Raw genomic sequence first — 825 nt, 5'->3', positions numbered from 1 at the left:
GTAAAGTTGTAGCTGCCGTCGGGATTGACTGTTAATGTAAATACCGGATTTGTCCCTGCCGTTGCCGTATAGGTGAAGCTGCCATCAAAATTGGCAGTTTCCGTCATTGTGACGGCTACGCCTTGTGAGGTTAATCCATCAACAGGTGTCGCATTCGAGTCAAGCTGGTAACTCACAACTCTGTCTGCACCTTCAGTGGTCGTAAACTGGCCATCAATTGAAACTGGGTCGTTTTGGTCTGAACCGATACCAGCCAGATCGTCTTCATCAACACTGATCGCTTCAAAATCCGTTACAACTGGCAATGAGTCAACGATCGTGACTGGCAACGTAATTTTGCTCGTGTCGCCATCAAAATCCGTCGCAATGATGGAAAAGTCCAACGTTAAGGTGTCACTATTTGGAGCATGATCAACAGCCCCTTGCAGTTCAAACGAGTAACTCCCGTCACTGTTTACCTGTAACGTAAATACCGGATTGCCGTTTGCCGTCGCCGTGTAGGTAAAGCTACCGTCGGCATTACTGACTTCGGCCAACGTGATAACTTGACCGTTGGAGGTCAAACCGTTTAACGGGTCTGAACCTGTTTCAAGCTGGTACTGAACCACACCATCTGAGCCTTGCGTGGTCGTGAACTGCCCTTCAACCAACAGTGCGTTTGATTGTCCACCATTCGTAATTAAGTCATTTTCATCTACAGTGAGAGGCTCGACATTCTCAATCGTAGGAACGTCATCTTGAATGGTGACAGGCAAAACCATGGTGCTGGTATCGCCATCAAAATCCGTCGCGATGATGGAAAAGTCCAACGTTAAGGTGTCACTA

Annotated in this window: 1 protein-coding gene; it reads right to left on the bottom strand. The window is 47.6% G+C overall.

Features of this window, described 5'->3' with window-relative positions; genetic code table 11:
* Nucleotides 1-825, bottom strand: an 825-nt coding sequence (locus R7093_RS24790) for a VCBS domain-containing protein (RefSeq protein WP_318146961.1), incomplete at both ends; no start/stop codon positions are given.

The organism is Vibrio sp. 1580 (assembly GCF_033340055.1).
Note: the sequence above shows the minus strand (reverse complement) of the source record. Positions and strands in the feature narration are given on the sequence as shown.